The following is a 25,345-nucleotide window of genomic DNA, read 5'->3' as shown; positions in this document are numbered from 1 at the left end:
AATGATCAAGCCGCGAGAATACCATTCTCAGGGGCCTGATTATGACGCATTTAAAGATAATAACGTGCTGGTTATCGATTTCAGAAAATCCGGTGGAGTGGTGACAAAATATATTCAATAGGTGATCTCATCGGTGATGAGCGGATTATGAGAGGACGAGTCAACTCATAGCTTCGCCGTTATCGCGCGCAGATGCTCGCGCAGTAGGCTATGTAAGGCACGGATCGCCGGAGAAAACTGTTTACGGTGCGGGCAGATAAGGTGCAGCGGGGTACTTTCACCCGGCATCTCCGGCAGCACCATCTCCAACCTTCCTGCAAGCACATCCTCACATACATCAATCCAGGATTTATAGGCGATGCCCATGCCCGCGATGGCCCAGCGGCGGGCAACCTCCGCATCATCACACAGCATGCGGCTTTTAACCGTAATTTGCCGCCGCATGCCTTCCTGCGGGAAAGCCCATTTGTCGTAAACGTGTCCGCCCATAATAAACAGCAGGCAGTGATGATGCTGGGCAATCTCTTCCAGCCTTTGCGGGCGACCATGGTGATCGAGGTAATCGGGCGATGCCACCATCACGCGGCGATTATCCTCCGCCAGCGGCAGCGCAACGTAACTGCTGTCTTCCAGCTTGCCGTAGCGAATGGCGATATCCACCGGATCGCGAAACACGTCGCTGATCTGATCGGAAAAAGCGAGCCGCACCGCCAGTGCCGGATGCGCGCGGCAGAAGCCGGTAATCAACGGCAGCAAGATGTTGCGGCCAATGTCCGAAGGCAGCGCGATTTTAAGCTCGCCGCTCAGCGCATCTTCATCGCTCTGCAAACTGTCGGCTCCGGCCTGCATCAGGGCCAGCATCTCCTGCGCATAGGGCAAATACTTTTCCCCTTCCGCGGTTAAACGCAGGCTACGCGTGGAGCGGGCGAATAAGCGGCGATCTAAATCGCGTTCCAGCCGCTGAATCGCCGCGCTCACCTGACCGGGCAATAAGTTCACCTCGCGCGCCGCGCGGGAAAAGCTACCGAGGGCGGCAGAGCGGACAAACAGCGTGACATCTTCCAGACGGATCATCTGTTTCTCAGTGAAAGGAGTGAAAACGGATTTTCACTTTAAAAGTGAAAGTGTTCACCTGCAAGGGGCATTTTTCATTGCATAACGGCCCGCTATGCTGAATCTATCGCATGAAAACTGCTGTTAAATAAGGATCTGCCTGATGAAAGCCATTGTTTATAGCCAAAACGGTTTACCGATTTCTGATGAAAATGCGCTGTATGAACTCGATGTAGAAAAGCCATCGCCAGGCGCACGCGATCTGCTGGTAAAAATTCACGCCATCGCGGTGAACCCCGTGGATACCAAAGTGCGTGCCGGTGCGCCCACCGATAAGCCGCGCATTCTGGGCTGGGATGCGGTTGGCGTAGTGGAAGCGATTGGCGCGGATGTCACGCTGTTCCAGCCCGGTGACGACGTGTTCTACGCCGGTGATATTACCCGCGCTGGCAGCTACGCCGAATATGGGCTGGTGGACGAGCGCATCGCCGGGCACAAACCACGCTCATTGAATGATGCCGATGCCGCCGCGCTGCCGCTGACATCCCTCACAGCCTGGGAATTGCTGTTTGATCGACTGGAAGTGCAAGCTGAAGATGACGCGGCCTTACTGATTATTGGCGCGGGCGGCGGCGTTGGATCGATCCTGACGCAGCTTGCCAGCAAGCTGACCAAACTGACGGTAATTGGCACCGCATCGCGTCCGGAAACGGCAGATTGGGTGCGTAAGCTGGGGGCGCATCATGTGATTGATCACCACCGTCCGCTTGGCGAGCAGCTGGAAGCGATTGGGCATAAAGAGGTGCGCTATGTCGTTTCTTTAACCCACACCGACAGCTATTACGCGCAACTGATCGATGTCATTGCGCCGCAGGGTAAATTGGCGTTAATTGACGACCCGGAGACGCTGGATGCGGTTCCGCTGAAGCGCAAAGCTATTTCGCTGCACTGGGAATTGATGTTTACCCGCTCGCTGTTCCAAACCGCTGATATGCAGCGTCAGCATGAGATTCTGCAGCGCGTGAGCCAGTTAATCGATGATAAAACCCTGCAAACCACGGCGGGAGAACATCACGGCACGATTAATGCCGCTAATTTACGCCAGGCCCACGCGCTGATCGAGAGCGGACGCGCGCGCGGCAAGATTGTGCTGAGCGGGTTTTAAGTTTTAACCATGCGCAATAAATTGCGCCGCTACAGATAACTGTACGCTGCTCTAGCGGCGCGATTTATCGCGCAATGTCGACACCAGAATTTTATTGATCCGAAAACAAGGAATCTGACATGACACTCAATGATGCCGTTGCCCGTCGTCACACCGTAAAAGCCTTTGAGGGCGGTAAAAGCCTGCCGCAGGACGAAATCGAAACCCTGCTAAACGTGCTGCGCAACAGCCCATCATCGGTCAATTCACAGCCGTGGCACTTTGTGGTGGCGTCCACTGCGGCGGGCCGTGAGCAGATGGCAAAATCTACCGACGGCGCGTTCGTCTATAACAGTCCGAAAGTACTGAACGCGTCGCACGTAATCGCGCTGTGCATGCGTACCGATTTGGATGAAGCGCATCTGCAACATGTGCTGGCACAGGAAGAAGCGGACGGACGTTTTGCTAAGCCGGAGGGTAAAGCCGGGCAGGATAAGAGCCGTCGTAGCTATGTTGATATGCATCGTTACGAGCAGCGTGATGTGCCGCAGTGGATGGAAAAACAGGTTTATCTGGCGCTGGGTGGCCTGCTGCTGGGCGCCGCAATGTTAGGGATTGATGCCACACCAATGGAAGGTTTTGACCCGCGCGCACTGGATCAGGCGCTGGGACTGCGTGAAAAAGGTTTCACCAGCGTGGTGCTGGTGTCACTAGGCTACCGCAGCGATGCGGATTTCAACGCTGCGTTGCCAAAATCACGTTTGCCGCGTGAAGAGATTTTCACCTTTATTTGACTGTCGTAGGGTGCGCATTGATGCGCACCGTTTCAACGGCTGCACTTACGCTAAGGAAATCGCAGCGTAAAGCGGTTCACGCCATGCTCGCTGTGCACCTCGCAGCTTCCCTGATGCAGGCGCATAATGCTGCGCACGATCGATAATCCCAATCCGCTGCTGCCCTGATGACGTGATGGATCGGCGCGCCAGAAGCGATCAAAGATGCGCGCCTGCTGTTCGCCACTGAGCGCGGGGCCTCGATTTTCCACTACCAATGTCGTGCCGTGATTGAAAATACGGATGGTGGTATGACGATCGCCATAGCGCAGCGCATTCGCAATCAGATTGGCTAGCGCGCGCTGCAGCAGGTGCGCGTCGGCATGCAGCTCGCCGTGCAGCGCCATCTCCAGTTGCATCGCCTGTTCTTCTGCCATGCCGTCAAAGTACTCCTGCAATTTCTCACCCAGCATCGCCAGATCGATGTTTTGCACATCCATTGCCTGGCTGGCATCTTCCGCTTTCGCCAAAAACAGCATGTTGTCGATCATCTTCGCCAGTCGCTCCAGCTCTTCGTAATTAGAGCCGAGCAGCGCCTGATAATCGTCGATGCTGCGCGTCTGGCTAAGTGCCACTTCGGTCTGTCCCATCAGCGTATTAATGGGCGTGCGCAGATCGTGCGCCATATCCGCCGACACCTGGCTCAACTGCTGATAACCGCTTTCAAGGCGGCTCAGCATCTGATTAAACGCCGCGACCAGCGGCTGCAGTTCTGCTGGGGCTTGATCGGGCATGCGCTGCGACAAATGGCGCACATCAATCGCATCCGCCTGCGCCGCCAAACGTCGGAGCGGAATGAGACCGCGCCGCACCAGCCAAACGCTGATCGCCGCCACCAGCAACGCCGCCAGCGCAGTGGTGAGGACGATTTGATTGCGATAGCTGTTGAGCGTTTGCGTGCGATCGCTCATCAGGCGGCCAGTAACGATCTCGATCTGTCCGCTGCCATCGCGCGTGGGCGTTAGCGCCGCCGCCGAGATAAACGGTGTACCGTCTTCGGCAGCCAGATGATGTACCGACGCAAGCGACAACGGTTGATCTGCAGCGACCGGCGTAATGGCAGGAAGCGGACGTTGACCAGGGTTGACCACAATCAGCGGCGGCTGGCCGGGAAAACGCAGCACCAGCAGCGACTCGGTATTACCAAGCATGTTGGCGAATAAGCGGGGTTTCTGCTGGATCAGCGTCACGGCATCTTCATCGCGCAGCAGGGTGCGGATTTGATCGATACGATTGAGCAGCGCCGCATCGTCGCGCACGCCAATTTGCAGCGCCAGGGAGTGATAGAGCGCGATGCCGCTGAGGGAAAAAATGACGATCACCGTCGCGCTCAACAACAGCGACAGTCGCGCGGCGAGGGAAGGTTTCTTCATGATTCGGCTTCGCAGCGATAACCGACGCCGTGCACGGTGTGAATCAGCGGCGGCTCAAACGGGCCGTCAATTTTTTGCCGCAGACGTTTCACCGCCACATCCACCACATTGGTATCACTATCAAAATTCATGTCCCACACGCGGGAAGCAATGACGGTGCGCGTCAGCACTTCGCCCGGATGCAGCAAGAACAGATGCAGTAAATTGAACTCTTTGTTGGTGAGATCGATACGCTGACCGCCGCGCTCAACGCGGCGCTTTAAAATATCAAGCTGCAAATCGGCAAGCCGCAGCGTATCCGGCAGCTTTTGCTGACTGCCGCGCCGCAGTTGCGTGCGGACGCGTGCCAGTAGTTCTGCGAACGAGAAGGGTTTTACCAGATAATCATCTGCGCCTAGTTCTAGCCCTTTTATCCGATCTTCCAGCGTGCTTTTCGCGGTGAGGAAAATGACCGGCGTGTGGATTTGTTTATCCAGCGCCGCCATCACTTGCCAACCGTCCATGCCGGGCATCATAACGTCGAGTAATATCAAGTCGTAATGATGCTCCTGCGCATAGAACACGCCATCCTGACCGTTTTCCGCCACATCCACGATGAATCCCGCTTCCGTCAATCCTTTGCGCATGTAATCGCGCGCTTTGGCTTCGTCTTCAATCACCAAAATTTTCATGCGCTTCTCCGCGGGAAAGGGGATTTAGGGTTGCGCGTGCTGCGCCGCTTGTTCAATTAATTTTGCAACATCATCAGGATGCGACTGGTAAACCGAATGGCTGGCACCGGCAATTTCCACCGTGTGGCTGTGCGCGCGTTTGGCGTACATGCGCTCCAGATCGGGACTGATGATTTTGTCAGCTTTCGCCACCATGTACCAGCTAGGCTTGGTCTTCCATGCCGGGTCAGGAATGTTGGCGGTGAAAACGGCCGAATTGGTTGGCATTTGCGCATGGGCTTCAAAATCAGCCTGGGCGACCGGCAAATCGGCAGCGAAATCGCTGTGGTAATTTTCTAGCGCGATAGTCAGATAACCGTCACTCGATTTCGCGAACGGATGCGCGCTATTGGGGAATTTTTTGCCGTTGCTGGCTTCCGTCTCGCCGTTATCCAGCGCGTGGGCGGCGATATAGACCAGGCCCGCCACTTTATTGTCGTTACCGGCTTCACTGATGATCGCGCCGCCGTAGCTGTGTCCTACTAAAATCACTGGTCCATTTTGCTGATCGATAATGCGACGCGTCGCTGTGACATCTTCCGGGAAGCCGGTCAGCGGCTCCTGCACCAGCGTCACTTTATAGCCATCGTGCGTCAACCGATCGTACACCGGACGCCAGCCTGCACCGCCAACGAAGGCGCCATGCACCAGCACAATATTGTTAATCGGTTGCGCCTGCGCTTGTGCTGCGCCGCCTGCGATAGCCAGCAGCATGCCCGCTGCGAGAGTCAGTTTGTTCATTTTCATCTTGTTAATCCTGATTGCGAAGGTTGACCTACAGGATATGAAAAGGGCGCTGACATCAGCGTGAGCGAGTTATGACAAAAGAATGACATCGACCGAAACGCGTCTGTCGATCCCGCGCAACCGATCAAGAATTTCGTGAACATCCTCTCACTTTGAATAGTTTCTGAGCGTCACTGCTTGCCAAATAGCGGTGGCTATGTAATTTATTCCATAACTTCACAAATAATCGTGAAGAAGGAAAGTACATTACAACTTGTCACGAAGGATCCTTCCTCATGTCCGAATTAAAGTTTGCTACACGTTTGAACTCATTCGCCTCTGGGGCGCATCTTTACTGGCCAGATCTTCAGGGAAAACCTTCTGTTTTACAGATGATTGCGCGTGCCGGAAAAGTGCAGGGGCTCACGCATTTGGACCTCAACTATCCGCAGCACATCACCACGGATATCCACACCATGCGGCAGGCGATTGACGATGCCGGTTTAGCCGTTAACGGCATGCAGATGCGTTGGGATGCGCCGCAGTTCAAAATTGGTGCCTTTACCAATCCGGATGCAAAGATTCGTCGCGAAGCTATCGAGCTGACTAAGCGCGGTATCGACGCCGGTCGCGAATTCGGTTCACGTTTAATGACACTGTGGATGGGGCAGGACGGCTTCGATTACTGCTTCCAGGCTGACTATAAAAAAATGTGGGAAGACGCAGTGAGCGCGGTGCGTGAAGTGGCGGAGTATGCGCCAGATATCGACGTTAGCATCGAATACAAACCCAACGAACCGCGCGCCTACAGCATCTTCCCGAATGCCACCACTTGCCTGCTGGCGGTGGAAGAGGCCGGTTGCGCCAACCTCGGCATTACGCTGGATTTCGCCCACGTGCTGTTTGCCAACGAAATTCCGGCCTTTGCTGCGGCCATGGTGGCGCGCCGTTCGCGTTTACTTGGATTGGATCTCAACGATGGCTGGGGCAAGCGCGATGACGGTTTGATGGCCGGTTCAGTCAATCCGCGCGCCACGCTAGAGTTCCTCTGGCAGATGCAGCGTGATGGTTATCAAGGCGCGTACTACTTCGATACCTTCCCCGACGCCAGCGGTCTGGATCCGATTCGCGAAGCCGAGATCAATATTGCGACCGTTACCCGTCTGCTGAAACTGTGCGAAAAACTCAATAACAATCCGGCGCTGGAGGAGGCGATTGGTCGCCAGGATGCCGTGTCATCGCAGCAAATTGTCAATGACATCATGCTGGCTCGTTAACGAAACAACTTCAACGTCACGCGAAAACTATAAAAAGGCTAACACCATGAAAAAGCGCTTACTCTCTGTCCTTACCACCGCGTTATTGTGCTCCAGCGTTTACGCCGCCACATTGCCGCCGCTGAAATCCGATTCTGAACCCGATCGCACCGACTGGACGCAACTGGAAAGCAAGTATGGCCCGATGCCGAAAGTCGATGCCAAACTGAAAATTGGCGGCGTATCGAAAACGTTGACCAACGAATACTGGCGTTCCCTCGGCGAAGGCTATCAAAACGTCGCGAAGAAATATGGCTTCACCGTGGCGTATCAGGCAGCGGCCAATGAGGACGATCAGCTCGGCCAGCTGTCGATTGCCGAAACGCTGATCGCGCAGGGATTTAATGGCCTGCTGGTCTCGCCGCAAACCGATATCAACCTCGAACCGGCGCTGGAGAGTGCCAGCAGTAAAGGCATTCCGGTGGTGAACGTTAACGATGCGGTGGTGCCCAGTGCGCAGTATTACGTGGGCAACGTGCAGAAAGATAACGGGGCACGCGTGGCAAAATGGTTTATCCAGCACCATCCGCAAGGCGGCAAAGTGGCGGTGATTGAAGGCCAGCCGGGCGTCTATGCTGCGGGCCAGCGCACCGCCGGTTTCAAGGAGACGCTGCAGGCTAATGGCAAATTCAACATTGTGGCCAGCGTGCCCGCCAACTGGAGCCGCGAGCAGGCGTTCAACGCGGCCTCAACCATTCTGCAGCAGCATCCCGATTTGATCGGTTTCTATGCCAACAACGACACCATGGCCTTAGGCGTCGTTGAAGCGGTGAGCGCGCAGAATAAATCCAAACAAACCGCAGTGTTCGGTACTGATGGCATTTCAGATGCGTATGCCTCCATCAAACGCGGTGAATTGACCGGTACGGTGGATAGCTTCCCGGTGCTGACCGGCGAAGTGGCGACAGAAGTGATCCTGCGCCTGATTGCTGGCCAAAAACTGTCGCGCGTGGTGACTACGCCGCAGGCGCTGATCACCAAAGATAACGCCGAGGCGTTTTCGACCAAAGACAACGACAAACTGCGTCAGCTGCTGGCTCAGCAATAAAACAGGCGGAGAGCGTATGGAACAGTATCGCTTAGTGATGCGCGGTATCACAAAAACCTACGGCAGCGCTGCGGCGCTGCAAGAGGTAGATTTTATGGTGCGGCCAGGTGAAGTACACGCGCTGATTGGTGAGAACGGGGCGGGGAAATCGACGCTCCTCAACATCCTTTCCGGCGTGCGCTCTGCTGACAGTGGTGAAATTTATGTCAATGGCCAACAGGTACAGATGAAGAATCCGCTAAGCGCACGGCATGCCGGCATCGCCATGATTCATCAGGAGTTACAGCATGTTCCTGAGCTCTCCGTAGCCCAGAATATGTTTCTTGGTCGCCCGCTCACCACGCTGAAGGGATTTTTCGTGGATAAGCGTGCGCAGCTGGCGCGTGCGGTGCACATTCTCAAGCAGCTTGATCCGAGTATTAACCCGGCTGAGCCGATTAAAAATCTCAAGGTGTCACAACAGCAGATCGTCGAAATTGCCCGGGCACTGCTGGATGAGGCCAAAATCATCGCCATGGATGAACCGACCTCTAGCCTGACACCGCGCGAGTTTGAGCGTCTGGCTGAACTGATCGCAGATTTGAAATCCACCGGTGTGTCGCTGATTTACGTGTCGCACAAGATGAACGAGATTTTCCAGGTGTGCGATCGTGCCACTATCATGCGCGATGGTCGCCAGGTTGGTGTGGTGAACATTTGCGATGAAACCGAAGAGAGCATCGTGGCCAAAATGGTCGGGCGTAAAATCGAAAAGCTGGAGCATCACTCCTGGGCCAGCGAGCGTCAGGTGCTGCAGGTAGAAAATGTCGCGCGCGGTAATGAGATCAAGCCTGCCAGCTTCAACGTCTGCGCAGGGGAAGTGCTGGGCATCGCCGGGCTGGTGGGCGCCGGTCGAACCGAGTTATTAAAACTTATCGCGGGGATCGACAAACGCAGCGCGGGTGAAGTGCGCGTGAATGGCAAAGCGGTGCGCAATCATAACGTCAGCGCGGCGATTCGTGCCGGTATCGGTTTGGTGCCGGAGGATCGTAAGAAAGAGGGCATTATTAAGGCGCGCGCGGTGAAGATGAATATGGCATTGCCGTCGATGCGCAACTTCACGCTGGGCGGATTGATCCGTAAAGCCAAACTGAACCAGGTGGCGCAGGAAGTGATGTCTGACCTGAAACTGCGTCCGCTGAATATCGAAAAGCCGATCGGCACGCTGAGCGGTGGTAACCAGCAGAAGGTAATTATTGGTCGCTGGGTCGCGGCGGATGCTGACGTATTTTTATTTGATGAACCGACCCGGGGAATTGATATCGGCGCCAAATCAGAAATTTATAATCTGATTGAGAAACTGGCGCAGCAAGGTAAAGCTATTGTGGTGGTCTCTTCGGAAATGACGGAAATACTGCGGGTATCCGATCGCGTTTTAGTGATGCGCGAAGGCAAAATTACCCGTGAACTGCAGGGTGCAGAAATTACCGAAGAAAATATCGCGAGCTTTGCGATTAAAGAAATTAAAGAAGCTGTTTAACGCTTACCCTATCAAGGCTAAATTATGATGACGCAAAGTTCTACTCAGTCTACGACTGCGCCGTCGGCGCTGCTCAAATTTAATCTGCGCGACGCGGGCACGTTAATCGGTCTGGTCATTATCGTCGTGACATTTTCGTTTTTATCGCCGGTTTTTTTTACCGTGCCCAACTTACTGAATATTTTGCAGCAGTCATCGATTAACGCCTTAATTGCGTTAGGTATGACGCTGGTGATTATTTCGGGCGGTATTGACCTTTCCGTTGGTCCAACGGCGGCGCTGTCGGCGGTATTGGGCGCTACTATGATGGTGGCCGGCGTGCCGGTGCCGGTAGCGATTATGGCAACACTGGGGATTGGCGCACTGTGTGGTGTATTTAGCGGCACCTTAATCGCCTATGCAGGATTGCAGCCGTTTATTGTTACGCTCGGCGGCTTATCGTTATTCCGCGCTATTGCACTAATTTATACCGGCGGTAATCCGGTGTTTGGTATTCCGATGGAATTCCGCAGCATCATTAATAGTACGGTAATAGGTGTGCCGACACCGATTGTGATTGTGGCGGTGATTGCGCTGCTGTTATGGGTGGTAATGAATAAAACCCCGCTGGGCGAATACATTCTTGCGGTAGGGGGTAATGAAGAAGCGGCGCGCGTGGCGGGGGTGCCGGTAAAAAGGACGAAAGTGACGGTGTATATTATTTCCGGTACGCTGGCGTCACTGGCGTCATTAATTTTGATTGGCCGCTTAGGTGCAGCTGAACCCACCATCGGTAATTTGTGGGAGCTCGATGCCATTGCGGCGGCGGCGATTGGTGGCGCATCGCTGATGGGGGGTAAAGGGAGTATTGTCGGCACCCTTATTGGTGCAATTATTCTTGGCGCATTGCGTAATGGCTTGACGCTACTAAATATTCAGGCCTTTTATCAATTGCTTGCTACCGGGCTAATCATTATCATAGCGATGTTGATTGACCGGGCGACACGAGGCAGGTAATGAAGCAAGATCCGCGAGCCATTGGCGCTCAAATTCGCATGCGCTTACCGCAACTCACGCCGCTAGAAAGACGCGTAGCAGAAGCGATTATCGCCAGAACCGACATAAATGAACAAACATCGCTGCAGGAGATTGCTGAGGAAAATGGTGTTTCCCAGGCGATGATTGTGAAAATTACCAAGAAGCTTAACTTCACCGGCTTCCGTAATTTTCGTACCGGGCTGATTTATTATAATCAGTCGGAAGTGGCCGGTTTACATGCGGAAATTGAGCCGGATGATTCATCGGAACAATTGCTGGCGAAAGTGTTTAGAACATCGATTCAGGCAATAGAAGAAACATTGTCGATTCTGGACATTTCGCAATTTAACCGTGCGGCAGACATTTTATTTAAAGCGCGTCATATTGATCTTTATGCGGTCGGCGGTTCGGCTACCGTAGCACGCGATTTATCGCATAAGTTGCTTAAGATTGGTATTAAATCGACGGCCTATGATGATGCCCATATTATGCTGATGTCGGCAGCCGTATTGTCTGATGATGATGTGGTTATCGCCATCAGCCATTCCGGTGCCACGCGCGCGGTAAATGATCCTATTAAACTGGCAGCACGTAACGGCGCAAAAATTATTGCGATTACGAACTATGCTGAGTCGCCTATTGCGCGAAATGCGCATGTGGTTCTTACATCAACATCCCAGGGATCGCATCTGCTTGGTGAAAATGCTGCGTCACGTATCGCGCAATTAAATATTCTTGATGCGTTATTTGTCGCAATTGCCAAAAAAGATCTCAAGCTGGCAGAAACGAATCTGATGAAAACCCAGCGAGCGGTTCAGGATCTGCGGGACTTTTAAATCATGAACAAAATTATTGTTGCCGGCAGTTTGCATTACGACATTATGCTGGCGGCCCACCATCGCCCGGAAAAAGGCGAAACGGTTATCGGTAGTGGTTGCAGTTATAAATTTGGTGGCAAAGGCGGCAATCAAGCGATAGCGGCGGCGCGTGCGGGTGCTGCGGTAAGTTTTGTCGGCGCCGTTGGTGATGATGCACAGGGCGAGTTTTTACTGCATGCGCTGCAGGCGGCGGGTGTTGATACCCAGGCTGTGGCAATTCTAGCGGCTATGCCTTCTGGTATGAGCGTGGCCATCAGCGATGCAGAAGGGGATTACGGCGCGGTGGTGGTGTCGAATGCCAATCTGCATATTGATGCCAGTGCAACGCGTGATGCGCTGTGGCGCGATGCGGGCATGCTGGTGTTGCAGAATGAAGTGCCCGCCAGCGTAAATCTGCAGCTGGCAACGCAGGCGAAGCAGCGCGGTATTGCGGTATGCATTAACGCCGCACCGGCGCGTGATATTGAACCCGCGTTGGCCGATTGTGTGCAACTGCTGATCGTTAACGCGGTAGAAGCGCGTGACATGTGCCAGATTGCGGTAAACGATCTCACCTCGGCCTGTGAGGCGGCACAAGCGCTGGCACAGCGCTTTCCACAGGTGATCGTAACGGCAGGTGAACATGGTCTGGCACTATGCGAAGCGGGCGGGGCGGCATTTAGCCTGGCGGCGATCCCGGTTGAGCTGGTGAGTACGCATGGTGCCGGCGATTGTTTCGTCGGCGTGTTGAGTCAGGCGCTGCTGGCGGGACTCAGTTTGTCCGATGCGGCGGCAAAAGCCAATCAAGCCGCCGCCGAGCACGTTTCACGTCCTGCCATCGTGTGACTTTTTCTCCGGCATTAAGATTCTCTTACGGCCGGAGATAAATTCGCTTAACTCCTTCTGTTTTAATAAGAATTTCCTCTGCAATAAACCCATCTTTTTAGTGGTGGCAATGTTTCCATCATGTTATTAACTCTGCATGCCGTTGTGAATTTACCTGCCTGTTGGAGATAACAATGAAAAAGAATTTGTCCTTTGCGTTACTGCTTTCACTGAGCGCTTTCAGTCATGCGGCGTTCGCCGAGCAAACCCTGCGCTTTGGTGTTGATCCTACCTTCCCACCGTTTGAGTCTAAAGCCAGCGACGGATCGTTACAGGGTTTTGATATCGATCTGGGCAACGCAATTTGTGCCCAGGCCAAGGTTAAATGCGAATGGGTACAGATTGGTTTTGACGGCAGCATTCCGGCGCTGCAGGCGAGGAAATTTGATGCCATTCTTTCGGCGATGTCGATGACCGAGAAACGCCGCGAGCAGGTGGCATTCAGCGACATGCTGTACGTCACGCCCAGTGCGCTGCTGACACCGGCGCAAAGTCCGCTGACTGGCGACATTGAAGCGTTACGCGGTAAAAAGATTGGTGTCGCGCAGGGCACCATTCAGGAAACCTACGCCAAAGGAAAGTGGGCTACGCAGGGCGTGGATGTGGTGTCGTATCCCAATCAGATGGAGATTTATCCGGATCTGGTGGCAGGGCGTCTTGATGCCAGCCTGGCGAATGCGGTTTCCGCTGAGCAAGGTTTCCTCAGCACGCCGGAAGGCAAAGGTTATGTCATCAGCGCCACGCTGGTGGATAAAGAGATTCTGGGCAACGGCGTTGGGATTGGGCTGCGCAAAGGTGATGATGCCAATCTTAAGTTGATCAATAGCGCACTGGCTGAGTTGCACAGCAACGGCACCTACGATCACCTGGCGCAGAAATATTTTACATTCAAGGTCTATCCATAATCAGTAAGGCGTGGGCATTGGAAGGGTGCGCATTAATGCGGACCCTACAATTCCCGTAGGGTCGCTATTTATGGCGACCTCGCCGCAAACCGCACCATGCTGGTCAGATCAATCCCGACCGCCATTAATTAGAGCAAGATCAATCATGCCTGACTTACCTCACTACACTACCCAACGCGCGCGTTTTCTCGCCGCCGTTAAACGCCAACACGGCGCGTTGACCTCCTACGCGCATCCATTACCCGGCCCGCAGGGCGAAGAACTTTACACCGATGTTGCCGTCATCGGCGAGGCTAACGCTTCACGGCTGATGTTGGTGATCGCCGGCACGCATGGTGTGGAAGGTTACTACGGCTCTGATTGCCAGATTGCCTGGCTGGATCTGTTTAACCTTACCGCGCTGCCCGCCGATACCGCCATTGTGATGCTGCATCAGCTCAATCCATGGGGCGCTGCGCACCTGCGACGTGTCAATGAAGACAATATTGACCTTAATCGCAACTTTATCGATTTCAACCAGCCTGCTCCGGCGAATCCCGCTTACGCTCGCTGGCACGCGATTTACCATGGCGATCGCGCTAACGCCGATCGGATGTTAGCCGACACGCTAAGCAGCGCCGGATGGCTGGCAGTGAAACGCGTGGTGGAAGCGGGGCAATATGACGCGGCGGACGGCTTCTTTTACGGCGGCCAGCAGCCCAGTTGGTCATACCGCACCATGGAAAGCATTATCGCCAACCACTTATCGCAGGCAAAAACCATTCTCAGCTTTGATTTGCACACCGGCGCGGGCGCGTGGGGGCATCCGATGCTGCTGTCGATTGCCGAGCAGCGTTTCGCCGCGCACGACTGGGGCAAAGAAATTTACGGCGAATGGCTAACGCTGCTGTTTACCGGCGCAGGCCGCGATAGCGAGACCGGCGTGACCGCTACCGCCACCGGTTATCTGTCGCAATTCCTGCTGACTGCGTTACCTGACGTGCAGATTTTGCCGCTGGTAGTGGAGTGTGGCACCTATACCGGCGAAGAGATGCATCGCCGCGTGCGGGACGATCACTGGCTACATTTGCAAGGCGATCCGGCGAGCGAACATGGGCGAGTGATCAAGCAGGCGTTAGTAGAGGGATTCTGGCCCGCCGATGCCGACTGGCGGGCGCTGGTGGCGTTTCGTACTCAGCAGATCTTTGTGCGCGGCTGGCGTGCGTTGCTCGCGACGTTATAACCGGCCATAAAACGTCATTCTGGCGGTTTCCGACAGGGCAATACCCGGCTCGGTGTTGTACGCCAGCACGGCCAGCATGCGGGTGATATCGCCTTCGGTTGGCGTAACGCGATGCAGCGAGTTGCGGCCACGGAATAGCACGAGATCGCCGGCATCAATTGCCAGCGCCTCAACCGGCTGGCGCTGATCGAGCACGGCGGCGACGCCGTCAAAATTCATCTCGCCGGCATCGGCGTTACGTAAATCTTTCACATACTGGAATACCGCACCGGCACGAGGTTTCTGCACCAGCAGGGTGATGGCGAAAGAAGAGTTATCAAAGTGCCAACCCAGCTCCTGACCGTCTGGCGCGTAGTGCAAATTGATCGACGACAGCGGATCGGCGTAGGGATAAAGCGCTTCTTCGCCTAACACATCGCAGAGGAAACTTTTGAACAGCGCATCATTGTAGAGCTGACGCAGCGGCGAATCGGCAGCAATCACGTCATCGGTAATACACCCTTTGGTACTCAGCACATCGCGATTACGTGGATGGTCAGCGCTGTAAGCGTCATCCTTTTTCATCAAATAGACGTTGTGCTTACTGGCGGTGTGATAAGCCAGATGGCGCTGCGCATCACCTTCCGCAATGATGGCATGTAGCGCAGCGGGCTGTAAAAACTGACGCAGTACCAGCGCGCCGTGCTGATTGAGTTGTTCACGGCAGGTGCGACGCCAGTCGGCATCAGCCAGCGGATGCAGGTCGAAACGAATCAAAGCAGACATAGCAACAGTTCTCATTTTTACCGGTGTGTCATGACTGTAACTCGCTGATAGGGTAGTGCGTAACGATAAATTCTTAACACCTTGCTAAGGAAACCTTAATGCCTGCGCAATCACCGCGTTTGCCAAAAATTAGCGTTATTCAATCGTTTAAAGTGGCGGCGGAGCTGGGCAGCCTGGCGAAAGCGGCTGCTCAGCTGGCGTTAACACCCGCCGCCGTCAGCCAGCAAATTCGCCAGCTGGAAGAGCAGTTGGGCAGCGCGTTATTCGTACGTACGCAGAGCGGCGTGATGCTGACGGACATTGGTAAAGAATACCTGCGCTATGTCACTGAAGCATTTGACATTCTGCACCTTGGCCAGCAAAACCTGCGCCATGCTGCCGCCGTGCCAAAACTGACGCTCTATTCACTGCCTGCGCTGGCATCAAAGTGGTTATTGCCCAATATTGCTCGGTGGCGTGAACAGTGCCCGGATATCGATTTATCGCTGCACGGCACCCACACGCAGGTGGATTTCAACGCCACGCCGGCGGATTTTGTCATCTGCTTCGGCGACGATCGCTATCCCCAGCTGGATAAGCAGCTGCTCTTCCGTGATGAGGTGCTGCCGGTAGCCAGTCCAGCGCTGCTGCAACGCTATGTGGGGCAAGACGTTTTGCTGCAGGCACCGTTGATCCATCTCGACTGGGGTAATGAAGGGCGTTTTCTGCCCGACTGGCCCAGCTGGTTTCAGGCTAAAGGGATGGATGATCCGGCGCCGCAGCCCGCTTTTAGCTTCAATCTTACATCGTTGGCTATCGATGCTGCCGTAGCTGGCGCGGGGGTGCTGTTGGGGCAGCGCCGGTTAATTGCTAATGAACTGGCGCGCGGCGATCTGGTGGTTGTCGATGCGCTTAGCCTGCCGCTGAGCAAACCCTACTTCCTCGCCTGGCCACAGCGATCGCTTAGCCAGCCCGGCAGTAAAGCACTGATTAACTGGCTCACGGCACTTTCAAGTTAAAAAACTGTTAACGAATTCATCTTTCTGCGGGTTGGTTTGCAGTAAGCTGTTGCGCTTTGCATCCGTCTGCAGGCGCGCATGAATGCGCACCCTACGAAAACCGCAGCGGGCACGTAGGGTCGCCATTAATGGCGACCAGCACCAGGAAAGGGAGTTCAGTAGTGGCCACAGATCTAAATTTTTGGCTTACCGCACTGGTGGTGGGTATCACCATTGTGCTGTGGGCCAGTGCGCGTTTACCTGAATTTATCACCGCGCTGCTGTTTTTTACTGCAGCGATGCTGTTAAAACTGGCGCCCGCCAGCAGCGTGTTCAGCGGGTTTGCCTCATCGGCATTTTGGCTGGTGCTGAGTGGATTTGTGCTCGGTGCGGCGATCCGTAAAGTCGGCCTCGCGCAGCGCTGGGCCAACTATCTGGTGGTGCCCATGAGCCAAAGCTGGCCGCGCATGGTGGCGGGAACCGTGTTGCTCACCTATCTGCTGGCGTTTGTCATGCCTTCGAATATGGGCCGCATTGCGCTGCTGATGCCGGTGGTGCTGGCGATGGGCGAACGAGCGGGGATCAAAGCGGGCAGCCGCGGCAGCATCGGTTTGGCGCTGGCGGTCGGATTTGGCACCTTCCAGCTCTCCGCCAGCATTTTGCCTGCAAACGTACCTAATCTGGTGCTGAGCGGCGCGGCTGAAAGCGCTTATCAGTTGCATTTGCAATGGTTGCCGTGGTGGGTGCTGCATATGCCGGTGGTCGGCATTGGCAAAGGCATGTTGTTAATCGGTTGCCTGCTGTGGCTGTTTCGCGCCACACCGACGCCGGTTCGCCAGCGCGATGTGCTGCCGGGCTTAAGCCGCAGCGAATGGCGGCTGATCGGCCTGTTGATGGTGACCTTGCTGTTGTGGATGACCGATAGCCTGCATGGCCTGCCCGCAGCGTGGGTGGGATTGGCGGCCGCCTGCATTTGCCTGCTGCCGCGCGTCGGCTTTCTCTCGGGCGATGATTTCACCAACGGCGTGAATTTCCGCACCTGCATTTATATCGCCGGTATTCTGGGCGTCGCCACACTGGTAGTGGATTCCGGATTAGGGCGCTTCATCGCCAATGCGCTACTTAGCGTGTTGCCGCTGCAGGATCACCCGTCGTTCAGTAATTTTGCCGTGCTGAATGCGCTGGTATCGCTAATGAATTTTGTCCTCACCGCTAATGGCGTACCGGCGATGGTCACGCCAATGGCGCAAGAGCTGGCGCAGGCGTCTGGCTTTCCGCTGCTCACCGTCATCATGCTACAGGTGTTTGCCTACGCTACGCCGCTGTTGCCGTACCAGGCGTCACCGGTAGTGGTGGCAATGGGATTAGGCAATGTCCCGGCGAAGGCCGGCCTCCAGCTATGCGCTACCCTCTTTCTGTTCAGCGTCCTGATACTGTTGCCACTGGATTATCTGTGGTTCCGACTGCTAGGCTATGCCTGATATATCTGTCAGAGATCGCCTATGCCAGCTAATAACGATTGGGTTGATTTTCGTCGTGATGACGAGACCGGCATTGAAAGCGTCAACGCGCATTTTCGCGGACACGCTTACGATCCACACGACCACGATGAACTGCTGGTGGGTGTGACCCAGCAGGGGTTACAACGTTTCAATTGCCATCGTTCTCTGCACACCAGCACGCCGGGCCGGGCGATTTTGATTGAGCCTGGCGCGGTGCACGATGGCCATGCGCCGGATGCCGCAGGCTTTACCTATGTGATGCTCTATCTGCCGCAACCTTGGGTGGCAGAGATGATGCAGCGTCGCGGGTTGGGTGATGTTTCAAATATTGAAGGCGCCTTCCGCCACACGCTCACCGACGACGCGCTGCTCGCGAGCGCCATTCAGCAGGCGTGGTTTGCGGTGCATCAGGGAGAAGGGAGGCTGGCGCGCGATCAAAGCCTCGATCATCTTCTCACTCTGCTTGCGCGTCACCTGGATACCAAACCCAGCGTGCAGCACAGCGAAGCGATGCGTCAGATGCAGCTGCTGCGCGACTATCTGCACGATTTTATGGCGCAGGACATTGGGTTGGATGAACTCGCCCGACTTTCCGGCATCGATCGATTTCGTCTGACGCGCCAATTCAAACAGGCGTTTGGTCAATCTCCACATGCCTATCTGGTGCGTTTGCGATTGCGCAGCGCACGCGCGCTGCTGGCCCAGGGTATTGAGCCCGTGCAGGTGGCAACGCAGGTAGGATTCGCCGATCAAAGCCATCTGGGCCGCTGGTTCCAACGCGCCTATCGCATGACGCCGGCGTCTTATCAACGTCAGTGCACAAACGTTCTATACGCTTCCCTGCCTGCTCTTAGATGATGAGGTTTTGTTGTCATTGGAGAGTAGTTGCAGATGTTTGATACCAAAATCGCCCTGATCGTACGTGATGATTTAGCCACCTGGCAGCGCCTGAATGTGGTGGCGTTTCTTGCCACCGGCATTGCCTCCGCCGCGCCTGAAATGATGGGTGCCCCCTACGTTGATGCAAAGGAGCGCCAGTACGGCAATATGGCGGGACAGCCAATGCTGGTGTTTGCCGGAGATTTAGCCGGGTTACAGCGCGCGCATCGTCAGGGACTGGAGCGTGAGTTAACCCTCATTCCTTACGTCGAAGCGATGTTCTCCACCGGCCACGACGCCGCGAACCGCGACGTGTTTAAGGCGGAAGACGCCGATAATTTGAACTTGGTGGGTATTGCACTGCGCGGCCCGAAGAAGGCGGTGGATAAGGCGATTAAGGGATTGGCGTTGCACGGGTAAGAAGGGTACGCATTTAGGCGCACCTGAATTTATCCGCCACGCTCAGCAACAAATCTTCCCGCCCACGCAGCGCCAGCAGCTCCAGCCCAATCGGCAAACCTTCGGCGCTGAATCCTGCCGGAATGCTGATCGCCGGCGCGCCGGTCACCGCTGAAATCAGTGCGTTGCTGCCTTCCTGCATCTCGCCGTGCTTAACCGGCGCACGGCGCACCACTGGATAAGCCAGCAGATTGATCTGCTGCGCGGCGAAAAATTCAGCCAGCAGCAGATACAATTCGCGCTGACGCTGCTGTACCTGCTGATAACCTTCACTCTCCACGCCCGGATGCTGCGCCCGCGTGGTAAACACCGTTTCCAGCTGCGGATGGTAACGCTTTGACGCCACCACTTCCGCCAGCGTGCGGCTCTGCGCCTGCGGTTTATCCGCCAGATACGCCGCAAGCGCACCGGCAAATTCGTAGCCGATGATATTGGCGTCAGCCGCCAATGTCTCCAGCTGCGGATAACTCACTTCACGCGGCGCGAAATCCACCAGCGCCGCGCGCACCGCCTGATTAATCTCGTCTTCATCGGCAGCAAACCCTTCCTGCCAGATGCCGATGCGCAGCGGCTCATCGCTCTCCGCGAACTGTTGCCCGCTCAAAATCTCAGACGCTAAACGCAGATCCGCCGCCGATCGCGCCAGCGGGCCGGGAATGTCCTGGGTTGGCGACAACGGCACGATACCGTCGGTGCTGATCGCGCCGCGCGTCATGCGCAGTCCGAACAGATGATTAAACGCCGCCGGAATGCGCACCGAACCGGCGGTATCGCTGCCGATCGCCAGCGGCACATAACCGGCCGAGACCGCTACGGCGGAACCGCTGCTCGATCCGCCCGGCGAGCGGCCTTCAACCCACGCATTGTGGGTAAAACCGCTCAACGATGACGCGCCGGTAATGCCTGCCGCCAGCTCATGCATGGCGGTTTTGCCGATCAAAATCGCGCCTGCTTTTCTCAGTCGGGTAACCAGCGGCGCATCATCGCTGGCGATAACCTCACGCAGCAGCACCGAACCGGCGCTGGTCGGCCAGCCTTGTACTTCAATATTGTCCTTGATCAGCACTGGAATCCCTTCCAGAGGTCCCGCCACTTCTCCACGCTGACGACGCACATCGCTGGCGTCCGCCGCCGCTAAAGCCTGATCGGCAAACAGCCAGGTAATGGCGTTGTAACGCGGCTGATCCACCTCGCCAATGCGCTGCAGCGCGAACGTCGTTAACTGGCGAGCGCTCACCGTGCGCTGGGTCAGCGCCTGCTGTAAATCGTTAATCGAAGCGGTGAGATAATCGGCGTATTGCATCAGGTTAAACCTCCAGCGGAATCCATTGCCCGTCGCGTGAGACGCGTCCGCACGAGCTGCCATTAAAGTGGGTGCTGAACCAGATTGCCTGATGATGTGCGCACCAGTCCACCACGCGTTGCCTTGAAGTGACGGCCAGCGCTTTATCCTCGCAAAACAGCGAGTTCCAGTGCGGATACTGAAACTGGATGGCATTGTGCATCACGTCACCGGCAAAGATGGCGGATTCACCGGCACTTTGCAGCACGATCGAGGCATGATCGCCACTGTGACCTGGCGTTGAGAGATAGCGCAGCACGCCAGCAAACAGCGGGGAATCCTGCACGTTGATAGTCTCCAGCTGTCCGCTCTCGATCAGCGGCAGAATGCTATCGCGATAGAGTTCCTGCGCCGCTGGATTCTGCTGGCAATGCGCCAGTTCCCGCGCCGAGCAAATATAGCGCGCATTCGGGAACATCGGCTGCCATTCACCGTCTTGTTGATGGGTGTTCCAGCCAACGTGATCGGTATGAATATGTGTCATCAGCACCAGCGTCACCTCCGCCGGATCAACGCCTGCGCGCGCCAGGTTTTCGGCATACGGCATATTCAGCTGATGGAACAGCGGTTTGTTATCGCGGTTGCGGCCGTTGCCGGTGGCGGTATCGATGATGATGGTGTGTTCGCCGGTGCGCACCACCCAGCTGTGAATCGACATTTCAGCAGGTTGATTGGCTAATTCATCACTCATTTCCGCGCGATGCGGCGTAAACAGCACGCCGATTGGGAAGGCAGCGGTTTGTTCGCTCACTTTGGTAATCCGGCAATCGCCGACGCGAATCGTCATGAGGTGCTCCTTATTGCTTGGTTGCAGCGAAGAAGCCTCACTATACTGGCGGCACGATCATTATTTAAATCGATTAAAATCATGAAAGGCATCAACGAAAATGATTTTGCACGCATCGACCTGAATTTGCTGGTGGTGTTGATGGTGATGTACGAGGTGCGCAGCGTTACGCAGGCGGCAAATCGGCTCTATCTCGGACAACCGGCAGTGAGCGCGGCGTTAAAGCGTCTGCGCGAGATGTTTGACGACCCGCTGTTTGTCCGCGCCTCAAACGGCATGACGCCAACGCCACGCGCCGAGCAGTTGGTGCAGCAGTTCGCGCCGCTGATGCAGGATCTGCATCGTGTGATCTTCACGCAGCAGCCCTTTAACGCGGCAGAAGATAACTACAGTTTTCGCATTGGCATGAGCGACTGGCTGGAACATTGGCTGATGCCGGATTTGCTGGCAGAACTGGCGCGCGTGGCGCCGAATGTTGATGTGAAAGTCATCGCCACCGATCCATGGAAGGCGATTCCGCTGATGGAACAGCAGCAGGCCGATGTTGTGATCACGGTCGGCAACGAAACCAGCCGCGATCTTACGCGTGAGAAGATCCTACGCGCGGGTTTCAGCACGGTTTGGCACCGCGATCAGATTCAACTCGATGCGCCGCTGACGCTGCAGCAGTTTGTCAGTTACGAGCATGCGTTGGTGTCGTATCGCGGCGTAAGTGAAAGCGCGCTGGATCGGCAGTTGCAACAGCATGGAATGGCGCGGCGCGTGCGTTATGTGACGCCGCACTTCTCCGCGCTGCCAATGCTGCTTAAGCGTCTGCCGCTGTTCGCTACGGTGCCGCAGGGTTTGGTGCCATCCTGGTGCACGTTATATGCGCTGAGCGCTGCGCCCGTGCCGGTCAGCATGCCGGATTATGAGGTGTCGCTGCTGTGGCACAACGCGCGCAGCGAAGATGCCGCCAACCGCTGGCTGCGGGATTTGCTGCGCGGGTTAATAAGGTCGCCATGAATGGCGATCCTACGACAGGACGGCGGGAATTCCGTAGGGTCGCCATTTATGGCGACCGTTATGCCGACCTGCTCGCTTACCACGGCACCACGCGTCCTAAATAATCCAGATAATGAATCCCGCGCCGTCCGGCGTAACTTTCCATGGTATTCAGCAGATTCGGGATGCTCTCCTCAATGGTCAGGCGAGCTTCCGGGCCGCCCATATCGGTGCGCACCCAGCCGGGCGCCATCAGCAATAATGTGCGTTCGCCGCCACTGCGTGCGGCAAAGCTGCGCATAAACATATTCAGCGCCGCTTTGCTGCCGCGATACACCTCGTAATTGCCGTTGGTGTTGTTGGTCAAACTGCCCTGGCCGGATGACATCACGGCGATGGTGCCGCTGGCCGTGACGCGATCTTTAAAGGTTTCAATCACCCGCAGCGGACTCAGCGCATTGGTCACCATCACGCGGGTAAACTCTTCGGTTGAGACATCGGCGATGGTTTCGCGGTCGTCATTTTTCACGCCCGCGTTAACGAACAGCATATCGAACTGGCGATCCGCCAGCCGCGTATGCAGCGCTTTGACCTGTTCGGGTTCATTGATATCCACGCTTTCTACCCTGAGCTGTGCGGGGAAGCGACCGGCCAGTTGCTGAAAATTGCCTGTCGAGTTTTCACGCCCGGTGGCGACCACCTGATAACCGCGCTGCAGCATGGTTTCCGCCAGCGCCAAACCCAGTCCACGCGATGCGCCAATCAGTAAAATGTTCATATTGTTCTCCTCGGTGTTTGCGATGGATAGAGTGTAGCGCCGGGTGAGGGCAGGCGGAATGCGCAGCATTGACAGTATTAACCTGCACCAAACGCCTTGTCTCGATGCGTCGAATCGGCGAGGATAACCCGCATGAATGATGCCGATCTCAACCTGTTAATTGCTTTGGATGCGCTGCTGATTGAAGGCAGCGTGATTGGCGCTGCGCGTCGCTTGGGCTTAAGCGAATCGGCGATGAGCCGCACGCTGGGACGCTTACGCGCCACCACTGGCGATGCGCTGTTAGTGCGCGCCGGACGCAACATGGTGCTGACACCTTATGCTGAAGCGATCCGCGAGCGCACCCATCACACGGTGAGCGAAGCGCGTGCGGTGTTAAGCCCGACGGCGCAGTCGCTGGATCTACGTCAGCTGGATCGCTGTTTTACCTTGCGCACCAATGAGGGATTCGTCGAAGCCTTTGGCAGCGAGCTGATCGCAGCCGTGGCTCAACAAGCGCCGCACGCGTGGCTCAGTTTTGTGCCCAAGCCAGAGAAAAGCGCGCGCGAATTGCGCGAAGGCAACATTGATCTGGAGATTGGCGTTTTGGGCAACATGGGCCCGGAGATTCGTTTGCAGGCGCTGTTTCGCGATGTTTTTGTGGGCGTGGTGCGCGCCGGACATCCGCTCACTCAGCAGCTGGATATCGCCCAGTTCGCCGCCTTTGGTCATATCGTGGCGTCAAGGCGCGGTGAATTGGGTGGGCCGATTCATGATGCGCTGCAACAGGCGGGATTTACGCGCAAAGTCGCGGCGCTGGTACCGGCATTTTCCAGCGCGGTGGCGCTGGCGCAGGATTCAGATTTCGTCGCCTTAGTGCCGCGTTCGCTGTTTCTGCATCATCCGCTGATCAAAAACAGCACCACCTTAGCGATGTTTGAACTTCCATTCGCCACGCCGGAAATGACTGTGTCACAGCTGTGGCATCCGCGACTGGAAAATGATGCCGCGCATCGTTGGCTGCGCGGCGTAGTAAAAGACGTTTGTCAGCCGCCGCGCACCGAACCACGCCACACCACATCGGCCTGATAGAGTAAACTATCGTGTTGCTGTTCACCTTGTGGAGTGAAACCGGTGTCATCTTCCTCCGTCTTCATTAACCACTTCACTGCATCATGGGCAAACTGCTCAACCGGCTGCGCAAATGTTGTGAGATGGTAGGATGACCAACCGGCCTGAGCGATATTGTCAAACCCGATCAAACAGAGGTCTTCCGGTACGCGCAGCGCAAAGCGATGCCGTGCTTCATCCATAAATCCGCAGGCCACTAAATCGGTCACACAGAACACGCCGTCCGGGCGCTGATGACGCGTCAGCAGGCGGTGTGCCAGAATCTGGCCGCTTTCGTAAGAGGTGGTGCCAAAGCGCTCTACCGTTACGCTTAACCCGGCGCGTTCGGCCAGGGCGATAAAAGTGGCTTCGCGTTTAAGCAGGCTTGGCGTACCGGCAAGCGAGTTGGCAAACGCCAAATGGCGACAACCGGCGCGCTGAAACGCCATTAATGCCGTTTCAGCGGCGCTTTCTGCATCAAGGTTGATGCTGAGCGAGCCTGGCAGCGCTTCGTCGCGGTTAATTAAGATGATGCGCTGGCCGTGTTTGTAGCACTGGCGCGTGATGGTGCGATCCGGCATGCCGGAGAGAATGATGGAGGCATCGGCACGAAAGTTAATGGCCTGCTGCAGCGCTGCGGAAACGCTGTTATCAGAGCGATCGGTGTTAATCAGCATCGCCACTTTTCCCGCCTCCTGTAAAAACTGTGTCAGCCAGCGCACCAGACTGGCGCGATAGGGCGTGGCAATTTCGGAAACAATCAGGCAGACAATGCTGCTGCGGTTGCGCACCAGGCCGCGCGCCAGATGATTGACGTGATAGCCTAGCTCCGCTGCCGCCTTCATCACCCGTTCGCGCGTTGCCGGTGACACGCTGGCGCCTGGCGTAAACGCGCGCGATACCGCTGAACGCGATACGCCTGCGCGATCGGCCACGTCCTGCGCGCTGACCACCGCTTTCTCATGCTGCATGCTTAACACCCCATCTCAATCGACTCAATTCAGTCTGCCTTAGATTGCAAAGCTGTGCAAACTGCCTGAGATCTCATTTGTTGCATTTTTGTGACACCGCCTAACAATTGCGCAATGTGGTGTTTGACAGGACAATTCTTGTTCATTACTACTTTGCACACACGTGCAAGAAAAGGTGCCAATGAAGCACCAACCCTACAAACC

Annotated in this window: 25 protein-coding genes; 16 read left to right on the top strand and 9 right to left on the bottom strand. The window is 55.8% G+C overall.

Features of this window, described 5'->3' with window-relative positions; genetic code table 11:
- Positions 1 to 165 precede the first annotated feature (165 nt).
- On the bottom strand, positions 166 to 1,074 hold the full coding sequence (locus CRO19_RS22375; protein ID WP_097098038.1) for a LysR family transcriptional regulator: 909 nt from the start codon (positions 1,072 to 1,074) through the stop codon (positions 166 to 168).
- Between the two features lie 142 nt (positions 1,075 to 1,216).
- On the opposite strand from CRO19_RS22375, the gene CRO19_RS22370 reads away from it, so the two are divergent.
- Positions 1,217 to 2,218 (top strand): zinc-binding alcohol dehydrogenase family protein, encoded by a 1,002-nt coding sequence (locus CRO19_RS22370; protein ID WP_097098037.1) that lies wholly within the window; start codon positions 1,217 to 1,219, stop codon positions 2,216 to 2,218.
- 119 nt (positions 2,219 to 2,337) lie between these two features.
- Complete coding sequence (gene nfsB / locus CRO19_RS22365; protein ID WP_097098036.1) at positions 2,338 to 2,991, top strand: oxygen-insensitive NAD(P)H nitroreductase; 654 nt, start codon at positions 2,338 to 2,340, stop codon at positions 2,989 to 2,991.
- 50 nt (positions 2,992 to 3,041) lie between these two features.
- Here the strand turns inward: nfsB and CRO19_RS22360 are convergent, their stop codons facing one another.
- From CRO19_RS22360 to CRO19_RS22350, 3 genes are read right to left on the bottom strand one after another with little or no spacing between them, the layout of a single operon-like run.
- Positions 3,042 to 4,403 carry a heavy metal sensor histidine kinase gene (locus CRO19_RS22360; protein WP_097098035.1) on the bottom strand — a complete coding sequence of 454 codons (1,362 nt, stop codon included), beginning with the start codon at positions 4,401 to 4,403 and terminating at the stop codon, positions 3,042 to 3,044.
- Positions 4,400 to 5,074 (bottom strand): heavy metal response regulator transcription factor, encoded by a 675-nt coding sequence (locus tag CRO19_RS22355; RefSeq protein ID WP_097098034.1) that lies wholly within the window; start codon positions 5,072 to 5,074, stop codon positions 4,400 to 4,402. Before CRO19_RS22355 ends, CRO19_RS22360 begins: the two co-directional genes overlap by 4 nt.
- 24 nt (positions 5,075 to 5,098) lie before the next feature.
- Positions 5,099 to 5,860 carry an alpha/beta hydrolase gene (locus tag CRO19_RS22350; protein WP_097098033.1) on the bottom strand — a complete coding sequence of 254 codons (762 nt, stop codon included), beginning with the start codon at positions 5,858 to 5,860 and terminating at the stop codon, positions 5,099 to 5,101.
- A gap of 275 nt (positions 5,861 to 6,135) precedes the next feature.
- Between CRO19_RS22350 and CRO19_RS22345 the strand changes: the two genes are divergently transcribed.
- The 8 genes from CRO19_RS22345 to CRO19_RS22310 all read left to right on the top strand — a co-directional run bounded on the left by CRO19_RS22345 (position 6,136) and on the right by CRO19_RS22310 (position 14,608).
- The gene (locus CRO19_RS22345) at positions 6,136 to 7,116 is read left to right on the top strand and encodes a TIM barrel protein (RefSeq protein WP_097098032.1); all 981 of its coding nucleotides are present in this window, start codon (positions 6,136 to 6,138) and stop codon (positions 7,114 to 7,116) included.
- A 46-nt stretch (positions 7,117 to 7,162) separates the two neighbouring features.
- Positions 7,163 to 8,203: a sugar ABC transporter substrate-binding protein gene (locus CRO19_RS22340; RefSeq protein ID WP_097098031.1), complete on the top strand. Its 1,041-nt coding sequence runs from the start codon at positions 7,163 to 7,165 to the stop codon at positions 8,201 to 8,203.
- A 16-nt stretch (positions 8,204 to 8,219) separates the two neighbouring features.
- Positions 8,220 to 9,722, top strand: a complete 1,503-nt coding sequence (locus tag CRO19_RS22335; protein WP_097098030.1) for a sugar ABC transporter ATP-binding protein — start codon at positions 8,220 to 8,222, stop codon at positions 9,720 to 9,722.
- Between the two features lie 24 nt (positions 9,723 to 9,746).
- Entirely contained in the window at positions 9,747 to 10,718 is a 972-nt protein-coding gene (locus CRO19_RS22330; protein WP_097098029.1) for an ABC transporter permease, read from the top strand.
- On the top strand, positions 10,718 to 11,575 hold the full coding sequence (locus CRO19_RS22325; protein ID WP_097098028.1) for a MurR/RpiR family transcriptional regulator: 858 nt from the start codon (positions 10,718 to 10,720) through the stop codon (positions 11,573 to 11,575). The genes CRO19_RS22330 and CRO19_RS22325 overlap by 1 nt, the downstream gene beginning before the upstream one ends.
- Before the next feature lie 3 nt (positions 11,576 to 11,578).
- Positions 11,579 to 12,442, top strand: coding sequence for a PfkB family carbohydrate kinase (locus CRO19_RS22320; protein WP_097098027.1), 864 nt, complete (start codon positions 11,579 to 11,581; stop codon positions 12,440 to 12,442).
- A gap of 173 nt (positions 12,443 to 12,615) precedes the next feature.
- The gene (locus tag CRO19_RS22315) at positions 12,616 to 13,386 is read left to right on the top strand and encodes a transporter substrate-binding domain-containing protein (RefSeq protein WP_097098026.1); all 771 of its coding nucleotides are present in this window, start codon (positions 12,616 to 12,618) and stop codon (positions 13,384 to 13,386) included.
- 145 nt (positions 13,387 to 13,531) lie between these two features.
- Positions 13,532 to 14,608, top strand: coding sequence for a DUF2817 domain-containing protein (locus tag CRO19_RS22310; RefSeq protein ID WP_097098025.1), 1,077 nt, complete (start codon positions 13,532 to 13,534; stop codon positions 14,606 to 14,608).
- Here the strand turns inward: CRO19_RS22310 and CRO19_RS22305 are convergent.
- On the bottom strand, positions 14,603 to 15,373 hold the full coding sequence (locus tag CRO19_RS22305; RefSeq protein ID WP_097098024.1) for a 2OG-Fe(II) oxygenase: 771 nt from the start codon (positions 15,371 to 15,373) through the stop codon (positions 14,603 to 14,605). The two genes, CRO19_RS22310 and CRO19_RS22305, sit on opposite strands and share 6 nt — an antisense overlap.
- A gap of 98 nt (positions 15,374 to 15,471) precedes the next feature.
- Between CRO19_RS22305 and CRO19_RS22300 the strand changes: the two genes are divergently transcribed.
- The 4 genes from CRO19_RS22300 (at position 15,472) to CRO19_RS22285 (ending at position 19,151) form a co-directional block, all read left to right on the top strand.
- The gene (locus CRO19_RS22300; protein WP_097098023.1) at positions 15,472 to 16,371 is read left to right on the top strand and encodes a LysR substrate-binding domain-containing protein; all 900 of its coding nucleotides are present in this window, start codon (positions 15,472 to 15,474) and stop codon (positions 16,369 to 16,371) included.
- Positions 16,372 to 16,532: 161 nt separating this feature from the next.
- Positions 16,533 to 17,831, top strand: a complete 1,299-nt coding sequence (locus tag CRO19_RS22295) for an SLC13 family permease (RefSeq protein ID WP_097098022.1) — start codon at positions 16,533 to 16,535, stop codon at positions 17,829 to 17,831.
- Between the two features lie 21 nt (positions 17,832 to 17,852).
- Entirely contained in the window at positions 17,853 to 18,710 is an 858-nt protein-coding gene (locus CRO19_RS22290; RefSeq protein ID WP_097098021.1) for an AraC family transcriptional regulator, read from the top strand.
- Between the two features lie 33 nt (positions 18,711 to 18,743).
- The gene (locus tag CRO19_RS22285) at positions 18,744 to 19,151 is read left to right on the top strand and encodes a DUF2000 family protein (RefSeq protein ID WP_097098020.1); all 408 of its coding nucleotides are present in this window, start codon (positions 18,744 to 18,746) and stop codon (positions 19,149 to 19,151) included.
- Positions 19,152 to 19,164: 13 nt separating this feature from the next.
- Here the strand turns inward: CRO19_RS22285 and CRO19_RS22280 are convergent, their stop codons facing one another.
- The gene (locus CRO19_RS22280; protein WP_097098019.1) at positions 19,165 to 20,493 is read right to left on the bottom strand and encodes an amidase; all 1,329 of its coding nucleotides are present in this window, start codon (positions 20,491 to 20,493) and stop codon (positions 19,165 to 19,167) included.
- 4 nt (positions 20,494 to 20,497) lie between these two features.
- Complete coding sequence (locus CRO19_RS22275; RefSeq protein ID WP_097098018.1) at positions 20,498 to 21,319, bottom strand: MBL fold metallo-hydrolase; 822 nt, start codon at positions 21,317 to 21,319, stop codon at positions 20,498 to 20,500.
- Positions 21,320 to 21,400: 81 nt separating this feature from the next.
- Between CRO19_RS22275 and CRO19_RS22270 the strand changes: the two genes are divergently transcribed.
- A complete protein-coding gene (locus CRO19_RS22270; protein ID WP_097098017.1) occupies positions 21,401 to 22,324 on the top strand; it encodes a LysR family transcriptional regulator in 924 nt (307 codons plus the stop codon).
- A 76-nt stretch (positions 22,325 to 22,400) separates the two neighbouring features.
- Here the strand turns inward: CRO19_RS22270 and CRO19_RS22265 are convergent, their stop codons facing one another.
- Positions 22,401 to 23,081 (bottom strand): SDR family NAD(P)-dependent oxidoreductase, encoded by a 681-nt coding sequence (locus CRO19_RS22265; protein ID WP_097098016.1) that lies wholly within the window; start codon positions 23,079 to 23,081, stop codon positions 22,401 to 22,403.
- Positions 23,082 to 23,213: 132 nt separating this feature from the next.
- Between CRO19_RS22265 and CRO19_RS22260 the strand changes: the two genes are divergently transcribed.
- A complete protein-coding gene (locus tag CRO19_RS22260; RefSeq protein WP_097098015.1) occupies positions 23,214 to 24,149 on the top strand; it encodes a LysR family transcriptional regulator in 936 nt (311 codons plus the stop codon).
- Here the strand turns inward: CRO19_RS22260 and CRO19_RS22255 are convergent.
- Positions 24,107 to 25,141, bottom strand: a complete 1,035-nt coding sequence (locus tag CRO19_RS22255; protein ID WP_097098014.1) for a LacI family DNA-binding transcriptional regulator — start codon at positions 25,139 to 25,141, stop codon at positions 24,107 to 24,109. The genes CRO19_RS22260 and CRO19_RS22255 overlap by 43 nt on opposite strands.
- Positions 25,142 to 25,345: the final 204 nt, after the last annotated feature.

The sequence above is a fragment of the Candidatus Pantoea floridensis genome (assembly GCF_900215435.1).
GTDB classification, from domain to species: Bacteria; Pseudomonadota; Gammaproteobacteria; order Enterobacterales; family Enterobacteriaceae; genus Pantoea; species Pantoea floridensis.
This window is presented reverse-complemented; position numbering and strand designations above follow the sequence as displayed.

Bases quoted from the DNA above. Each gene is read 5' to 3' on its own strand.
- CRO19_RS22290 (WP_097098021.1), top strand. From the start codon at position 17,853: ATGCCAGCTAATAACGATTGGGTTGATTTTCGTCGTGATGACGAGACC.
- CRO19_RS22255 (WP_097098014.1), bottom strand. From the start codon at position 25,141: ATGCAGCATGAGAAAGCGGTGGTCAGCGCGCAGGACGTGGCCGATCGC.
- CRO19_RS22300 (WP_097098023.1), top strand. From the start codon at position 15,472: ATGCCTGCGCAATCACCGCGTTTGCCAAAAATTAGCGTTATTCAATCG.
- CRO19_RS22285 (WP_097098020.1), top strand. From the start codon at position 18,744: ATGTTTGATACCAAAATCGCCCTGATCGTACGTGATGATTTAGCCACC.
- CRO19_RS22260 (WP_097098015.1), top strand. From the start codon at position 23,214: ATGAATGATGCCGATCTCAACCTGTTAATTGCTTTGGATGCGCTGCTG.
- CRO19_RS22360 (WP_097098035.1), bottom strand. From the start codon at position 4,403: ATGAAGAAACCTTCCCTCGCCGCGCGACTGTCGCTGTTGTTGAGCGCG.
- CRO19_RS22305 (WP_097098024.1), bottom strand. From the start codon at position 15,373: ATGTCTGCTTTGATTCGTTTCGACCTGCATCCGCTGGCTGATGCCGAC.
- nfsB (WP_097098036.1), top strand. From the start codon at position 2,338: ATGACACTCAATGATGCCGTTGCCCGTCGTCACACCGTAAAAGCCTTT.
- CRO19_RS22265 (WP_097098016.1), bottom strand. From the start codon at position 23,081: ATGAACATTTTACTGATTGGCGCATCGCGTGGACTGGGTTTGGCGCTG.
- CRO19_RS22275 (WP_097098018.1), bottom strand. From the start codon at position 21,319: ATGACGATTCGCGTCGGCGATTGCCGGATTACCAAAGTGAGCGAACAA.
- CRO19_RS22320 (WP_097098027.1), top strand. From the start codon at position 11,579: ATGAACAAAATTATTGTTGCCGGCAGTTTGCATTACGACATTATGCTG.
- CRO19_RS22375 (WP_097098038.1), bottom strand. From the start codon at position 1,074: ATGATCCGTCTGGAAGATGTCACGCTGTTTGTCCGCTCTGCCGCCCTC.
- CRO19_RS22355 (WP_097098034.1), bottom strand. From the start codon at position 5,074: ATGAAAATTTTGGTGATTGAAGACGAAGCCAAAGCGCGCGATTACATG.
- CRO19_RS22310 (WP_097098025.1), top strand. From the start codon at position 13,532: ATGCCTGACTTACCTCACTACACTACCCAACGCGCGCGTTTTCTCGCC.
- CRO19_RS22345 (WP_097098032.1), top strand. From the start codon at position 6,136: ATGTCCGAATTAAAGTTTGCTACACGTTTGAACTCATTCGCCTCTGGG.
- CRO19_RS22325 (WP_097098028.1), top strand. From the start codon at position 10,718: ATGAAGCAAGATCCGCGAGCCATTGGCGCTCAAATTCGCATGCGCTTA.
- CRO19_RS22370 (WP_097098037.1), top strand. From the start codon at position 1,217: ATGAAAGCCATTGTTTATAGCCAAAACGGTTTACCGATTTCTGATGAA.
- CRO19_RS22335 (WP_097098030.1), top strand. From the start codon at position 8,220: ATGGAACAGTATCGCTTAGTGATGCGCGGTATCACAAAAACCTACGGC.
- CRO19_RS22315 (WP_097098026.1), top strand. From the start codon at position 12,616: ATGAAAAAGAATTTGTCCTTTGCGTTACTGCTTTCACTGAGCGCTTTC.
- CRO19_RS22280 (WP_097098019.1), bottom strand. From the start codon at position 20,493: ATGCAATACGCCGATTATCTCACCGCTTCGATTAACGATTTACAGCAG.
- CRO19_RS22270 (WP_097098017.1), top strand. From the start codon at position 21,401: ATGAAAGGCATCAACGAAAATGATTTTGCACGCATCGACCTGAATTTG.
- CRO19_RS22350 (WP_097098033.1), bottom strand. From the start codon at position 5,860: ATGAAAATGAACAAACTGACTCTCGCAGCGGGCATGCTGCTGGCTATC.
- CRO19_RS22340 (WP_097098031.1), top strand. From the start codon at position 7,163: ATGAAAAAGCGCTTACTCTCTGTCCTTACCACCGCGTTATTGTGCTCC.
- CRO19_RS22330 (WP_097098029.1), top strand. From the start codon at position 9,747: ATGATGACGCAAAGTTCTACTCAGTCTACGACTGCGCCGTCGGCGCTG.